General features: G+C 68.4%; 13 protein-coding genes. 7 read left to right on the top strand and 6 right to left on the bottom strand.

What is annotated here, in order from left to right; all coding sequences use genetic code 11:
* The first annotated feature begins 18 nt into the window (after positions 1-18).
* The 6 genes from dut to dxs all read left to right on the top strand — a co-directional run bounded on the left by dut (position 19) and on the right by dxs (position 7,270).
* A complete protein-coding gene (gene dut / locus LXM64_RS09020) occupies positions 19-474 on the top strand; it encodes a dUTP diphosphatase (protein WP_234072936.1) in 456 nt (151 codons plus the stop codon).
* On the top strand, positions 471-1,070 hold the full coding sequence (locus LXM64_RS09015; protein ID WP_137416908.1) for a DUF3710 domain-containing protein: 600 nt from the start codon (positions 471-473) through the stop codon (positions 1,068-1,070). Before dut ends, LXM64_RS09015 begins: the two co-directional genes overlap by 4 nt.
* Complete coding sequence (locus LXM64_RS09010) at positions 1,067-1,861, top strand: DUF3159 domain-containing protein (RefSeq protein WP_234072935.1); 795 nt, start codon at positions 1,067-1,069, stop codon at positions 1,859-1,861. Before LXM64_RS09015 ends, LXM64_RS09010 begins: the two co-directional genes overlap by 4 nt.
* 140 nt (positions 1,862-2,001) lie before the next feature.
* Complete coding sequence (locus tag LXM64_RS09005; protein ID WP_234072934.1) at positions 2,002-4,836, top strand: aconitate hydratase; 2,835 nt, start codon at positions 2,002-2,004, stop codon at positions 4,834-4,836.
* Positions 4,837-4,910: 74 nt separating this feature from the next.
* Positions 4,911-5,279, top strand: a complete 369-nt coding sequence (locus tag LXM64_RS09000) for a DUF2200 domain-containing protein (protein WP_234072933.1) — start codon at positions 4,911-4,913, stop codon at positions 5,277-5,279.
* Between the two features lie 32 nt (positions 5,280-5,311).
* On the top strand, positions 5,312-7,270 hold the full coding sequence (dxs, locus tag LXM64_RS08995) for a 1-deoxy-D-xylulose-5-phosphate synthase (RefSeq protein WP_234072932.1): 1,959 nt from the start codon (positions 5,312-5,314) through the stop codon (positions 7,268-7,270).
* A 54-nt stretch (positions 7,271-7,324) separates the two neighbouring features.
* On the opposite strand, the gene LXM64_RS08990 is transcribed toward dxs, so the two are convergent.
* The 4 genes from LXM64_RS08990 to LXM64_RS08975 form a co-directional block, all read right to left on the bottom strand.
* Positions 7,325-9,469, bottom strand: a complete 2,145-nt coding sequence (locus LXM64_RS08990) for a 3-hydroxyacyl-CoA dehydrogenase NAD-binding domain-containing protein (RefSeq protein ID WP_234075445.1) — start codon at positions 9,467-9,469, stop codon at positions 7,325-7,327.
* A gap of 8 nt (positions 9,470-9,477) precedes the next feature.
* Positions 9,478-10,683 (bottom strand): thiolase family protein, encoded by a 1,206-nt coding sequence (locus LXM64_RS08985; RefSeq protein WP_234072931.1) that lies wholly within the window; start codon positions 10,681-10,683, stop codon positions 9,478-9,480.
* Between the two features lie 73 nt (positions 10,684-10,756).
* Positions 10,757-11,953, bottom strand: a complete 1,197-nt coding sequence (locus LXM64_RS08980; RefSeq protein WP_234072930.1) for a ribonuclease D — start codon at positions 11,951-11,953, stop codon at positions 10,757-10,759.
* Positions 11,946-12,533, bottom strand: a complete 588-nt coding sequence (locus LXM64_RS08975; protein ID WP_137416915.1) for a DUF3000 domain-containing protein — start codon at positions 12,531-12,533, stop codon at positions 11,946-11,948. The genes LXM64_RS08980 and LXM64_RS08975 overlap by 8 nt, the downstream gene beginning before the upstream one ends.
* Positions 12,534-12,558: 25 nt before the next feature.
* Here LXM64_RS08975 and LXM64_RS08970 point away from each other — a divergent pair, with 25 nt between their 5' ends.
* Positions 12,559-13,782, top strand: a complete 1,224-nt coding sequence (locus tag LXM64_RS08970; RefSeq protein WP_234072929.1) for an alpha/beta hydrolase family protein — start codon at positions 12,559-12,561, stop codon at positions 13,780-13,782.
* Here the strand turns inward: LXM64_RS08970 and LXM64_RS08965 are convergent.
* Positions 13,751-14,461: a dihydrofolate reductase family protein gene (locus LXM64_RS08965; RefSeq protein ID WP_234072928.1), complete on the bottom strand. Its 711-nt coding sequence runs from the start codon at positions 14,459-14,461 to the stop codon at positions 13,751-13,753. The genes LXM64_RS08970 and LXM64_RS08965 overlap by 32 nt on opposite strands.
* A 2-nt stretch (positions 14,462-14,463) precedes the next feature.
* Positions 14,464-14,904, bottom strand: coding sequence for a SufE family protein (locus tag LXM64_RS08960; protein WP_234072927.1), 441 nt, complete (start codon positions 14,902-14,904; stop codon positions 14,464-14,466).

Raw genomic sequence — 14,904 nt, 5'->3', positions numbered from 1 at the left:
CTGCATTACCCTCGTGAGGTGGCCGAAAGCGTGGACGTCCCCATTATCGCGCCCGTCGTCCCGGCGTTCGCTCATCCGGGCGACGCGGGTGCCGACCTGATCGCCGCAGAGGGGGTGCGACTCGGCCCCGGAGAGCGTGCTCTCGTGGGCACCGGTGTCCGCATTGCGCTGCCCGAGGGGTATGCGGCGTTCGTGATGCCCCGTTCGGGGCTCGCGGCCAAGCACGGGGTGACCGTCGTCAACGCTCCCGGGACGGTCGATGCCGGCTATCGCGGCGAGATCAAGGTCGCGCTGCTGAACACCGACCGCACGGAGGCCTACGAGGTTTCGGCGGGTGACCGGATCGCGCAACTGGTGGTCCTTCCGATCCCGCCGGTGCGCTTCCTCCCGGTCGACGAGCTGCCCGCCAGTGTGCGCGGCGAAGGGGGCTTCGGCTCCACCGGATACGACACTTCTGCGAGGACGACCCGATGACCGACGCATCTCTGGAACCGACCGGCAAGAGCGCGCCGATCGACCGCGAAACCGCGGGGCCCTTCGACGAGTCGGAGGTGAACCCGGTTCGTCCCTACATCGATCTGGGTGCGATCAAGGTGCTGCCGCGCGAGGGGCTGAACCTGCGGCTCGAGGTCGAGGAGCAGACCAAGCGCATCGTCGCCGTCGGGCTCGACTACGCCGACTCGACGCTCCAGGTGCAGCCGTTCGCCGCGCCTCGATCGAGCGGCCTCTGGGAGGAGACCCGTGAGCAGATCCGCCAGCAGGTGCGTCAGCAGGGCGGACGCGTCGAGGAGCGCGAGGGTCCGCTCGGCCCGGAGCTGCTCGCCGAGGTCCCGGTCGTCGTGGCCGGCGATGCCAGCAGTGGCGCCAAGCGACTCGCGCGCTTCGTGGGCGTCGACGGCCCCCGTTGGTTCCTGCGCGGCGTGATCGGGGGAGCGGCGACGTCCAACGTCGAGGCCGCAGCCCAGATCGAGGATCTCTTCCGATCGCTCGTGGTGGTCCGCGGCGGCACGCCGATGCCGCCGCGCGATCTCATCCCGTTGAAGATGCCGGCGACCCCGGGCGCGGCGTGAGCCCCGACGAGACGCACGACGAGCGCCCGTCGCTCGATCCGCCGGCGCCCGCTGAGCCCCGCGCGTCCGAGCTCATCGGTTCCGCTCTGGGCGCGGCCGCGCGACGCGCGGGACTGGATCCGGCGCAGGAGGCGAGCACCGGTCATGTGGTGTGGCACGCCATGGGCGGCTGGCGTGGTGTCGTCGAATCGGTGCTCCCGAGTCTTCTCTTCGTCATCGTCTACACGGCGACGACGAACCTCGTCCTCTCCCTTGCCACCTCCGTCGGTATCGCTGTGGTGTTCACCGTGGTACGCCTGTTGCAAAAGTCGCCGGCGTCCGCGGCCCTCGGGGGACTGGTGGCGGCCGGGGCCGCCGCCGTCCTCGCCCTGATCACGGGCAATCCCTCCGACAACTTCGTGCCGGGCCTTCTGACGAACGCCGGCTACGGTCTGGCCATGCTCGTGTCCGCCCTCATCGGCTGGCCGCTCATCGGCCTGGCCGCCGGCTATCTGATGGGTGAGGGCACGTCGTGGCGGCAGGTGAAGGCGAAGCGTCGCGCCTACTTCTGGCTCACCATCGCCTGGGCGGCACTCTTCGTCGTCCGGTTGGGCGTGCAGCTCCCGATCTACTTCTCGTCGCTCGACCCAGCGAACCGGGAGAGCGCGGTGGCGCTGCTCGGAACCCTCACGATCGCGATGGGCCTGCCGCTGTTCGCGCCTCTCGTAGCGGTCACCTGGCTCACCGTCCGCGCCGTGCACGCACGGGTCTCGCAGGGCGGCGCGTCCGTCGAGGAGTCCGACGCCCGGTGATACTATTTATCTCGACATCGAGATAAATTTCCGGGCGACGGGGTAAGGCTTACCTTCCTAGCAACCCCTTCCGGACGCGGGGAAGATGGGCAGATCGGGCCCCGCGACGACGCCCGTGAACGCCGACGAAGGAGACAGACGTGTCCACGGTTGACAGCTTCGGTGCGAAAAGCACCCTGACGGTCGGCAGCACCGACTACGAGATCTTCCGTATCGACACGGTCGCCGGTTACGAGAAGCTCCCCTTCAGTCTCAAGGTCCTCCTGGAGAACCTGTTGCGCACCGAGGACGGCGCCAACGTGACGAAGGAGCAGATCCAGGCCCTCGGCTCGTGGAACCCGGATGCGGAGCCCGACACCGAGATCCAGTTCACGCCCGCACGCGTCGTGATGCAGGACTTCACGGGTGTGCCCTGCATCGTGGACCTCGCCACGATGCGTGAGGCCGTCACCGCCCTCGGCGGCGACCCGAACCGCATCAACCCGCTCTCGCCCGCCGAGATGGTCATCGACCACTCGGTCATCGCGGACCTCTTCGGCTCCGAGAACGCGCTCGAGCGCAACGTCGAGATCGAGTACGAGCGCAACGGCGAGCGTTACCAGTTCCTGCGCTGGGGCCAGACGGCCTTCGACGACTTCAAGGTCGTCCCGCCGGGCACCGGCATCGTTCACCAGGTGAACATCGAGCACCTCGCCAAGGTCATCTACGACCGCTCGGTCGACGGCGTGCTGCGCGCGTACCCCGACACCTGTGTCGGCACCGACTCGCACACCACCATGGTCAACGGTCTCGGCGTGCTCGGTTGGGGCGTCGGCGGCATCGAGGCGGAGGCCGCGATGCTCGGTCAGCCCGTTTCCATGCTGATCCCGCGCGTCGTCGGCTTCAAGCTCACCGGCGAGATTCCCGCCGGTGTCACCGCGACCGACGTGGTGCTGACGATCACCGACATGCTGCGCAAGCACGGTGTCGTGGGCAAGTTCGTCGAGTTCTACGGCGAGGGCGTCGCCTCCGTCCCCCTGGCCAACCGTGCCACGATCGGCAACATGAGCCCGGAGTTCGGCTCCACGGCCGCGATGTTCCCCATCGACGACGTGACCCTCGACTACCTGCGCCTCACCGGCCGCAGCGACGAGGCGATCGCGCTCGTCGAGGCGTACGCCAAGGCGCAGTCGCTCTGGCACGACCCCTCCCGCGAGCTGGCCTTCAGCGAGTACATGGAGCTCGACCTCGGGACCGTCGTCCCCTCGATCGCCGGACCGAAGCGTCCGCAGGACCGCATCCTGCTGTCCGAGGCCAAGGCGCAGTTCGAGAAGGACATCCTGAACTATGCGGCGGCGTCCACCTCGGACTCGATCGTCGACCTCGAGGGTGACCAGTCGTTCCCCGCCTCGGACCCGGGCCCCGTTCCGGGCGACGAGCACGTGCACACGGGCGAGATCCTGATCTCCAGCGGGGGACCGGCGGCCGCTTCCAAGCCCGTCAAGGTCACGCCTCCCGAAGGTGCGCCCTACATCCTGGACAACGGCGCGGTCACCCTCGCGGCGATCACCTCCTGCACGAACACGTCCAACCCGTCGGTCATGATGGCGGCGGGCCTGCTCGCCAAGAAGGCCGTGGAGAAGGGCCTGACGCGCAAGCCCTGGGTCAAGACGACGCTCGGCCCCGGCTCGAAGGTCGTGACCGACTACTACGAGAAGTCGGGCCTCGACAAGTCGCTCGAGGGTCTCGGCTTCTACACCGTCGGCTACGGCTGCACGATCTGCATCGGCAACTCGGGTCCGCTCATCGAAGAGGTCTCCGAGGCCATCAACGAGAACGACCTCGCCGTGACGGCCGTCCTCTCGGGCAACCGCAACTTCGAGGGTCGCATCAGCCCGGACGTGAAGATGAACTACCTCGCGTCGCCGCCGCTCGTGGTCGCCTACGCGCTGGCCGGTTCGATGAACTTCGACTTCGACAACGACCCGCTCGGCAAGGACCAGAACGGTGAGGACGTGTTCCTCAAGGACATCTGGCCCTCCACCGAGGAGGTCCAGGCCGTCATCGACACCTCGATCTCGCGTGAGCAGTTCATCAAGCAGTACGCAACCGTCTTCGACGGCGATGACCGCTGGCGGAACCTGCCCACGCCCACCGGTCCGGTCTTCGAGTGGGATGCGGACTCCACCTACGTGCGCAAGGCGCCCTACTTCGACGGCATGTCGATGGAGCTGACCCCCGTCACCGACATCACCGGTGCGCGCGTGATGGCGACTCTGGGCGACTCGGTCACGACCGACCACATCAGCCCGGCCGGCAACATCAAGGCGGGCACCCCCGCCGCGCAGTACCTGACTGAGCACGGTGTCGCGCAGAAGGACTTCAACTCCTACGGCTCGCGCCGGGGAAACCACGAGGTCATGATCCGCGGCACGTTCGCGAACATCCGCCTGAAGAACGCGATCGTCAGCGCGGTCAACGACGGTGCTGTCGTCGAGGGCGGTTACACCCGCGACTTCACGCAGCCCGGCGGTCCGCAGTCGTTCATCTACGACGCCTGCCAGAACTACGCCGCGCAGGGCACACCCCTCGTCGTGTTCGGCGGCAAGGAGTACGGCTCCGGCTCGTCGCGCGACTGGGCGGCCAAGGGTACGAGCCTCCTCGGCGTCAAGGCGGTCATCACCGAGAGCTTCGAGCGCATCCACCGCTCGAACCTGATCGGCATGGGCGTGGTCCCGCTGCAGTTCCCGGAAGGCGAGAGCTGGTCCTCGCTCGGCCTCGACGGCACCGAGATCGTCTCGATCACGGGCCTGGAGAAGCTCAACGAAGGCGTCACGCCCAAGACCGTGACCGTCACGGCCGAGCCGAGCGAGTTCTCGCCGGAGGGTAAGCAGACGATCACCTTCGAGGCGAAGGTGCGCATCGACACCCCCGGTGAGGCGGACTACTACCGCAACGGCGGCATCCTGCAGTACGTGTTGCGCTCGCTCGTCTGAGCGTTCGCACCCGAGACGGGTCGGTCCTCGCAAGGGACCGGCCCGTCTCCTGCTGCAGCGGCTAACCTGTGGAGATGAGCCGGATCTTCGCGACGCCGTTCGCCGACATCTATCCGCTCTATGTGGCGAAGATCGAGCGGAAGGGTCGCGCGAGCGCCGAGCTCGAAGAGGTCATCCGGTGGCTCACGGGGTTCGATGATGAAGAGATCTCCCGCCACCTCGCCGAGCGCACGAGCCTCGAGCAGTTCTTCGCTCTGGCACGGCTCAACCCACGGGTCGATCGGATCACCGGCGTGATCTGCGGCATCCGGGTCGAGGAGATCGACGATCCCCTCATGCAGCGGATCCGATATCTCGACAAGCTCGTCGACGAACTCGCGAAGGGGCGCCCGATGGCGAAGGTTTTGCGGCAGGAACCCGTCGATGCCCGAGGTAACCGATGATGACGGCCTCGCCCGAGGAGGAGGGAACCGATATGTCGTTGTTGTCCCGCGTGACACAGCCAGGCGATCTGCGCACCCTGACGACCCCGCAGCTCGAGGAGCTCGCCGGGGAGATCCGTGAGTTCCTCATCGAGAACGTGGCCCGCACCGGTGGACACCTCGGACCGAACCTCGGGGTCGTGGAACTCACCATCGCGTTGCACCGCGTCTTCGACTCGCCGAACGACCCCATCGTCTTCGACACGGGCCACCAGTCGTACGTGCACAAGCTGCTCACCGGTCGTCAGGACTTCTCGGCGCTGCGCTCACGCGGCGGTCTCGCCGGATATCCGCAGCGTTCGGAGAGCGAGCACGACATCGTCGAGTCCTCCCACGCCTCCAGTTCGCTCAGCTGGGCCGACGGTATCTCTCGCGCGTTCGCCCAGACGGGTCGTCGTGACCGTCACGTCGTCGCCGTCGTGGGCGACGGCGCCCTCACGGGTGGAATGACCTGGGAAGCGCTCAACAACATCTCCGATGACAACGATCGGAACCTGGTCATCGTCGTCAACGACAACGGCCGCTCGTACGCACCGACGATCGGCGGCATGGCGCGCTACCTCAACCGCGTGCGCACCGCAGACGCCTACCAGAGTCTGCATCGCGGATCCCGCAATCTCATCACCCGTCTCGGGCCGGCCGCGCGGGCGTTCTATCGCGGCGTGCGCGGTGGCACGCGCGGCTTCCTCTCGCGGTTCACCAACAACGAGGCTCTGTACTCGAACCTCGACATCAAGTACCTGGGACCGATCGACGGCCACGACATCCGTGCGCTGCTCGAGACGCTCGAGCTGGCGAAGAACTACGGCGCTCCCGTGATCGTGCACACGATCACGGAGAAGGGGCGCGGCTACCAGCCGGCGGTCGATGACGAGGCCGATCAATTCCACGCGGTCGGCCGCATCGACCCGGTGACGGGCGCGACGCTCGGTGCGGACGCGGGCACCGCCTGGACCGACGTGTTCGCGGAGGAGCTCACGCGCATCGGAGCGGAGCGGTCGGACGTGATCGCCGTCACAGCCGCCATGCTGCGTCCGACCGGCCTGCTGCCGTTCGCGCAGCAGTTCCCCGACCGGGTCTACGACGTCGGGATCGCCGAGCAGCACGCCGCCGCGTCGGCCGCGGGTCTCGCGTACGGCGGTCTGCACCCGGTCGTCGCGATCTACGCGACGTTCATGAACCGTGCTTTCGACCAGGTGCTGATGGATGTGGCCCTGCACCGCGCGGGAGTCACGTTCGTCCTCGATCGCGCCGGTGTCACGGGCCCCGACGGCCCGAGCCACCACGGGATCTGGGACCTCGCGATGCTGCAGCTGGTGCCGCGCATCCGGATCGCGGCGCCGCGTGACGCCGCACGCCTGCGCGAGGAGCTGGCGGAGGCGGTGGAGGTCTCGGACGGGCCCACGGTGCTGCGCTACCCGAAGGGAGCGGTGGGCAAGGAGCTTCCCGCCGTCGAGCGTCTGCACGACGGCGTCGATGTGCTCGTGAGGCCCCAGGCGGCCGACGTGCTCGTCATCGGCATCGGGCCCATGGCCCACACCGCGATGGAGGTCGCCGAGCGCCTTTCCGCGCAGGGCATCGGCGCCACCGTCGTCGATCCCCGGTGGGTCGTGCCCGTACCAGGCTCACTCGTCGACCTGGCGGCCGCGCACCGTCTCGTGATCACGATCGAGGACGGCATCCGAGTGGGCGGGATCGGCACCCGCATCCGTCAGGTTCTCCGTGAGAACGGCGTCGACACGGCGGTCGACGAGCTCGGAGTCCCGGACGAGTTCATCGACCACGCCTCCCGCGATCAGATCCTGGCGGATGCCGGCCTCACCTCTGCGAAGATCGCACAGGACGTGGTGGCGCAGGTCCTCGGTACGCGGATCCCCGTCGCACGGGGGTCGAAGGACGCGGCAGAACTCCGCGTTCCGGACGATGAGGGCGTCGGCACGCGCAACTCCTGATATGAAGCCGAAGGGGCGGTCCACCGTGAAGTGGCCCGCCCCTTCCGCGTTGTGTCAGGCGCCGACGCCGAGGATCGGCGGCGTGTGGAAGGTCGCTCCGAACACGCGCTCGGATGCTCCCTCGCGATCGAGGTAGGGCGACGCTCCACCGTCGATGAACGGCCAGCCCGCGCCGAGGATGAGGCACAGGTCGATGTCCTGCACCTCCGGCACGACATCGTCGTCCAGCATGATGCGGATCTCCTGCGCCAGGCCGTCCTGCACCCGCCGGAGGATCTCCGCCTCTGCGACGGGTGTCGTGCCCACCGCGGGCTTCAACACCTTCTCGGCCGCCTTCGTCCAGCCGGTGACCCGTCCGTTCTTGTCCTTCTCGACGACTTCCGGCAGCTCGGCCAGGCTGTGGAAGTTCTCCGACGCGAAGAACCGGTCGGGGAACGCATGAGCCATCGTGTCCTGCACGTGTGCCGCGACCTTCCACCCCACCAGATCGATGAGCTGGAACGGAGTCATCGGCAGCCCGAGGGGAGCGAATGCCTTCTCGACGGTGAGCAACGGCGTGCCCTCGTAGACGGCGCGTGCGGCCTCGCCCATGACCTTGGCCAGCAGCCGGTTGACGACGAAGCCGGGAGCGTCGGCGGTCAGCACGGCGTTCTTGCCGAGACCCTTGGCCACGACGAACGCCGTGGACAGGGCCGCATCCGAAGTCGCCTCCGTCTTGACCACCTCGATGAGCGGCATGACGGCCACCGGGTTGAAGAAGTGGAAGCCGACCAGGCGCTCGGGGTGCGCGAGCGTGGACCCGATCTCGGTGACCGAGAGCGACGAGGTGTTCGTCGCCAGGATCGCATCCTCCGCCACGATCGACTCGATCTCCGCGAACACCTGCTGCTTGACGCCGACCTCCTCGAAGACCGCCTCGATGACGAAGTCGCAGTCCGCGTACTGCGACTTGTCGGTCGTGCCGGTCACGAGTCCGCGCAACTGGTTGGCGGCATCCGCATCCAGACGACCTTTCGCCTCGAGCTTGCCGATCTCGTCGTGGATGTGCGCCACCCCCTTGTCGACCCGTGCCTGGTCGATATCGGTGATGAGCACGGGCACGCGGAGCTTGCGCACGAACAGCAGCGCGAACTGACTGGCCATGAGGCCCGCGCCGATCACGCCCACCTTGGTGACCTTCTTCGCCAGCGCCTTGTCCGGTGCGCCGACGGGGCGCTTGGCGCGCTTCTGCACGAGATCGAACGCGTACATCGAGGCCGCGAACTGATCGCCGACGACGAGATCCGCCAGCGCCTCGTCCTCCCGCGCGAAGCCCTCGGCCCTGGTGCCGCCCTTGGCCTTGTCGAGGAGTTCGAGCGCGACATAGGGAGAGCGCGGAACCGTGCCGATACGGCTCTCCAGCATGCCCCGCGCCATCTTGATGGCGATCGGCCACTTCGTGAGGCGCTCGATCTTGCCGGGCTCGTTCTTGCGCTCGACCTTGATCGTGCCGCCGATGACACCGTCGGCCCAGACGAGCGACTCCTCGAGGAAGTTCGCCGGGGAGAAGATGGCGTCGAACATGCCGAGCTCGAAAGCCTGGCGGGGCTTGAGCGTGCGGTTCTGCTTCAGCGGGTTCGAGATGACCACCTCGAGCGCCTTCTCGATGCCGATGAGGTTCGGGAGCAGGTACGACCCGCCCCAGCCCGGGATGATTCCCAGGAAGACCTCGGGCAAGGCGATCGCGGCAGCGGACGCGTCCACCGTGCGATAGGTGGAGTTGAGTGCGATCTCGACGCCGCCGCCGAGTGCCAGACCGTTCACGAAGGCGAAGGACGGCACGCCGAGCTCTGCGAGGCGCCCCAGCACCTGATGACCGCGCTGCGCGATGAGCTTGGCGGCATCCCGTGAGGGGACCTTCGAGACATCGGACAGGTCTGCGCCCGCGGCGAGGATGTACTGCTTTCCCGTGATGCCGACCGCGTGGATGTCGCCCGCGGCTGCGCGCGCGGCGAGCGTGGAGAGCGTCTCGCCGAGCTCCTTGAGCGTCGCGGGGCCGAGAGTGTTCGGTCGTGTGTGGTCGCGGCCGTTGTCGAGCGTGATGAGCGCCAGCACCTTGCCCGAGGGCAGACGGATGTCGCGCACGGGGGAGTGGGTGACGACCTCGTCGCCGGAGAACTGGTCGAGGGGGGAGAAGTCGATCGCGTCGTAGTCGGTCATGGTCGCAGTCACTTCCGCTTCTTGCCGTCGAAGTACGGGTTCTCCCAGATGACCGAGCCGCCCTGGCCCAGCCCCACACACATCGCTGTGAGTCCGTAGCGGACGTCCGGCCGCTCGCGGAACTGCGCGCCGAGCTGGATCATCAGACGCACACCGGATGCGGCCAGGGGGTGTCCGAGGGCGATGGCACCGCCCCACGCGTTCACCCGCGGGTCGTCGTCGGCGATGCCGAAGTGATCCAGGAGCGAGATGACCTGGATCGCGAACGCCTCGTTCAGCTCGAACAGGCCGATGTCGTCGATCGTGAGTCCCGCCTTGCGCAGGGCCTTCTCAGTGGCGGGGATCGGCCCGATGCCCATGATCTCCGGCTGAACGCCGGCGAAAGCGAAGGAGACGAGACGCATCTTCGGCTGCAGGCCCAGTTCCTTGACCGCGCCGCCGCCGGCCAGCAGGCCCATGGTCGCGCCGTCGGTGAGCGGCGAGGAGGTACCGGCCGTCACGCGGCCGTGCGGGCGGAACGGGGTCTTCAGCGTCGCGAGCTGCTCGAGCGTCGTCTCGGGGCGGCGCCCCTCATCCTCGGTCGCCAGCCCCCACGCGCCGTCGGCGTCCTTGATGGCGACCGGAACGAGGTCGGGCTGGAACTTGCCGTTCTCGTACGCCGCCTGCGCCTTGTGCTGGCTGAGCATGCCGAACATGTCGCTGCGTTCGCGCGTCAGGTGCGGGAAGCGGTCGAAGATGCGCTCGGCGGTCACGCCCATGTTGAGCGCTCCCGGGTCCACCATCCGCTCGGCGACGAAGCGCGGATTCGGATCGGCGTTGGCGCCGATGGGGTGGCGCCCCATGTGCTCCACACCGCCGGCAAGCGCGACGTCGTACATGCCGACGCCGATCGAGCCGGCCATCGTGGTGACGCTGGTCATGGCGCCGGCGCACATGCGGTCGATCGCGAAGCCGGGGACCGTCATCGGCAAGCCCGCCAGGATCGCAGCCGACCGACCGAGGGTGAGTCCCTGGTCGCCGGTCTGGCTGGTCGCGGCGATGGCGACGTCGTCGATGCGGTCCGCGGGGACCTGCGGATTGCGCTCCATGACGCCGATGATCGTCTTGACCACCAGATCGTCCGCGCGGGTGTTCCAGTACATGCCCTTCTCGCCGGCGCGCCCGAAGGGCGTACGCATGCCGTCGACGAAGAAGACGTCCGAAATCTCGGCCACTCTGCCTCCAATGATCGGGGTTTCCTCCAACGTAGGAGGGGCTCGGGGCCGGAAAAAACCGATTGGATCGAACCTACGAAGCGTTCTCCGCCGCGTTCTCGACCGATTGCACGGAAGCCACAAAAGCATCGGCGATCGTCTGTGCGGTTTCTCGCACCTGCCACGGGCGGGCGCCGAGTGCGAGAAGAGCTGCGCCCACCGTGTCAGCGTCGACGGGCGTCGGCGGCTCCCACGCGACGCGTCGCAGCAGTTCCGGGGTGAGCAGGTTCTCGGTCGGCATCGTCAGTTCTTCGGCGCGGGCTTCGACGAGAGGGCGCGCGGCCTTCAGGCGCGCGTCGGCCTCGGGGTTGCGGTCGATCCACGCCCGCGGCGGAGGCAATGCGTCGCTGCCGACGCGCTCGAGGGGGAGGTCCGTCGCCGCACGACCCTCCTCGATGGCCGCCCACCACCGGTCGAGCTCAGAACGGCTCGCGCGACCGGTGAACTCCTTCACCGCCGCGAGAGCGCGCTTGCTGTCGGGAGCCGCCGCCACGGCCGCCACGAGCGCGCGGTCGGGTACCAGACGGCCCGGAGACACGTCCTGCGCGACGGCGAGCTCTTCGCGCGCCTGCCAGAGCGCGCGGGCGACGGCCAGGTTTCGGCGCCCTCGGAGCGTGTGCAGGCCGCTCAACCGCCGCCACGGATCCGCGCGCGGGGGCTTGACGGGGCGGTCGAGCACTGCCTGGAACTCCTCCTCGGCCAGCTCGGTCTTACCCTGCTCGGCAAGCTCCGACACGAGTGCGTCACGCACGTCGATCAGATGCACCACATCCAGCGCGGCGTACTCGAGCCAGGACTGGGGGAGTGGCCGGGTCGACCAGTCGGCCGCGGAGTGCGCCTTGGCGAGGGTGATGCCGAGCGTGTCCTCGACGACGGCCCCGAGCCCGACGCGGGCGTGTCCGAGAAGCCGCGAGGCGAGCTCTGTGTCGAAGATGCGCGGCGGCTCCAGCCCCAGTTCCCGCAGCGAGGGCAGGTCCTGGCTCGCAGCGTGGAGAACCCAGTCCGCCGTGCCGAGGACGGCCTGAAGTGCGGAGAAGTCGGAGAAGGCCGGCGGATCGATGAGGAACACGCCCGACCCGCGCCGATAGATCTGCACCAGGTACGCGCGCTGTGAGTAGCGGAAACCGGATGCACGTTCCACGTCGACAGCGAACGGACCTTCACCCTCGGCGAGTCTCTCGATCGCCGACGTGAACTCTGCTTCGTCGGCGATGACGGAGTACTCAGGCACGGGATGAACCCCTTCCCCGGATCTGTGCGATCCCTTCCGAGCCGGGCGGGAGCCCGGCGAGCATGCATACCAATTCTGCCCACGCTTCGACGTGTCGTTCGATCTCGCCCTCCGGAGACCACGATGCACGCAGTTCGATCTGGGCGCCGTCCCCCTCTGCGGCGAGCGACCCGAACCCCTTGGACAGGGTCTTCGTGGCCGTACCCGATGCGGCGTGATAGCCCGCATCGCGGGTCTGCAGTGCGTCGACGAGCCAGGACCAGGCCACATCGGCGACCAACGGATCCGTGCCGATCTCGGTGTCGAGAGGAGCCTGCGCGAAGCAGACGATGCGCCACGGCGAGTCCCAGGGTTCCGGCTCGGACGCGTCATGAAGGAGCAGGAAGCGACCCGTGCCGAAGGCGGACTCGTGCTCACCGGGCTCGGGTCGCACGTCGCCCGCCAGCGCGAACGACGCGGGGGCGATACCGGACGGAGCGGGAATCTGCCGCACGACGAGGTCCTCGCGGAACGACACCTCGAGGATCCGCGCGACGGCGTCGTCGAGTGCAGACGCGGGTGCGGCTGGGTCGGAGGGCACGGCGACAGACTAGAGTGAAGCCACGATGTTGGACTCCAGGCGCGCCGCCCGCCATGGCGCCTCACCCACCGCCTTCGCCCTCTTCCGCGGCGCAGCCGTCGCTCTCGCGACCGCGACGGCACTCTGCTCCGCTCTGATCGGAGCCGTCGCCATCCGGGTCGCGCGTCAGGTCGTGACGCCCGCCGGGCGTCGCGCCGACACCCGCATCCTCGCGCTCGATCCCGCCTCGCAGACGATCACCCTCGAGCGCAACGACGACACCGGGCTGCCGGGGCGCTACGGCCTGTTCACCCGCGGCACCGAGGACTACGTGAAGCTCGGCAGCGTGCTGGCCGAGAACGAGGCCGGCGTCAAACGCAAGCTGCTGACGCATGTCGGACAGGATGCGCGGCTCTCCGCCGAGGCTGCCTTCAGCGGCTGGTACTTCGACCGCCCGGAACAACTGCAGCTGCCCTTCAGCTCGCAGCTCATCGGTTCGGCGGTCGGACCATGCCCGGCCTGGCTCTTCCCGGCCGAGCAGGACACGGATGTGTGGTGCATCCAGATCCACGGCCGCGGAACGACCCGCGCGGAGTGCCTTCGTGCCGTCCCTCTCATGCACAACCTCGGCATCACGACGCTCGTCGTCTCCTACCGCAACGACGGTGAGGCGCCGCGCAGCCGCACGGGCACGTACGGGCTCGGGGCCACGGAGTGGCGCGACGTGGATGCGGCGATCGGCTTCGCCCGCCGCAACGGCGCCCGCCGCATCCTGCTCATGGGATGGTCGATGGGTGGTGCGATCGCCCTGCAGCTGGCGCTCAGCTCGGCGCACCGCGACATGATCGCCGGTGTCGTGCTGGACTCGCCCGTCATCGATTGGCGTGTCGTGCTCGACTACCAGGCAGAGCTCATGAAGCTTCCGGCCACGGTCACCAAGCTCGCCATCTCGGCACTGGAGTCGGACTGGGGCACGGCTTTCACCCGCACCGGCGCTCCTATCCCGTTCGATCGTCTGGACGTCGTCGCGCGGGCGGACGAACTCCGCGACCCGATCCTCATCCTGCACAGCGACGACGACGGCTTCGTGCCCTCCGATGCATCGCACGATCTTCGTCAGGCGCGTCCCGACCTCGTCGAGCTCGAGGTCTTCGAGGTCGCCCGCCACACGAAGCTGTGGAACTACGACGAGCAGCGGTGGAGTGCCCGCATCCGCGACTGGGTGCGTGCGCAGGGCCTCACACCGACGGTCGAGCCCGCAGGTAGCTGAAGCCGGAGTCGTCGACGAGCAGACCGTGCGGAGCCGCCAGCGTGTGACCGTCGGGAACGCGGATGAACGGCGCGGTGGCCGGTACGAGCTGCGGCGCGACGGAAACGCAGAACTCGTCGATCACGCCTGCCTGCGCGAACTGCGAGGCGAGCGTGGGACCGCCCTCGCAGACGACACGCAGCCACCCGCGATCGGCGAACGCCGAGATGACGCGCGAGGGATCGATGTCGTCACCCGGAACCACGATGACGTCGAGCCCCAGACTCTCGCTGTTGCGTCTCACAGTGGCGGCGTCGCGCTCGGCGCACACCAGGAAGACGCGTGCGGTGTCATCGTCGGGCGCGAGCTGGTGGCCGTCGAGTCGTCCCGTTCGTGTGACGATCGCCAGGCGGGTGCGCTTGGGGACGACGTATCGCTCGGCGCGCACGCTCTGCGCGCCGACCACCACGACATCGCTCCATCCGCGGATGACCCCGAGGATGCGGCGGTCCACGGGACTCGAGAGCGTGTCGCTCGTGCCGTCCGTGCCCGTCGCAGACCCCGTCAACGACGTGATCATGTTGAGCCGCACCGATCTCTCGGCGCTGGGCTCGTACTCGGCGCGCAGCCACGCGAGCCCGGCGTCGTCACCGGCGTCGATGCGTTCCGTGGGGCAGGGGATCACCCGCGTGAGGTGCATCGTCAGGTGCCGCTCTTGCGCTGGATCTGTCGCTTCGCCCGCAGGAGCATTCCCGTCATCCCTGCGATGCGCAGGGGAGAGACCGCGCGGGTCAGCCCCAGGCTCTGCGGATAGTCGTCCGGCACGGCGAGGGCGTCCGCGACGGTGAGGCCGGTCAACCCCTGGGCGAGGATGCTCGCGAAGCCGCGGGTCGTGGGGGCCTCCGCCGGAGCGGTGGCGTGCATCGCCACGATGCCCTCGCCATCCACATCGACGACGATGTACACGGGGGACTGGCACTCGGCCACCCGCTCGCACAGCTCGGGGTGGCCCTCGTATTCCGCCGGGATCGGCGGGAGCTCCTGCGAGAACTCCAGAAGCAGCTGCAGGCGTTCGGGTTCGGCGAGGGCGAGGAAGTCCTCGCGGATCTCGGCGAGCTTCTCGGGGAGGGCGCTGTCGGTCAT

This window comes from Microbacterium binotii (assembly GCF_021398715.1).
GTDB classification, from domain to species: domain Bacteria; phylum Actinomycetota; class Actinomycetes; order Actinomycetales; family Microbacteriaceae; genus Microbacterium; species Microbacterium binotii_A.
The sequence above is the reverse complement of the archived record's forward strand: the minus strand, read 5'-3'. Positions and strand labels throughout refer to the sequence as shown.